Annotated in this window: 1 protein-coding gene; it reads left to right on the forward strand. The window is 70.7% G+C overall.

Features of this window, described 5'->3' with window-relative positions; translation table 11 throughout:
- Window positions 1–287 (forward strand): polyketide synthase dehydratase domain-containing protein (locus KUF83_RS10205; RefSeq protein ID WP_217454294.1); only part of this gene is annotated, 287 nt, incomplete at both ends.

Consider the following 287-nt stretch of genomic DNA (forward strand, 5'->3'; position numbering starts at 1 on the left):
CGGGTGGAGCTGCCCACCTACGCCTTCCAGCGGGAGCGGTTGTGGCTGGATGCGACGGCGGTGTCGGGTGATGTTGCGGGGCTGGGTCAGGTCGCGGTGGAGCACGCGTTGTTGGGTGCTGGTGTGGGCGTGGCCGGAGCCGGTGGGGTGCTCTTCACCGGGCGGGTCGGGCTGTCGTCGCATGCGTGGCTGGCTGATCATGCGGTGTCGGGTGTGGTGCTGTTGCCGGGTGCGGCGTTCGTGGAGTTGGTGGTGCGGGCCGGTGACGAGGTGGGGTGTGGCCGGGT

This window comes from Streptomyces sp. BV286, assembly GCF_019090165.1.
GTDB lineage: Bacteria > Actinomycetota > Actinomycetes > Streptomycetales > Streptomycetaceae > Streptomyces.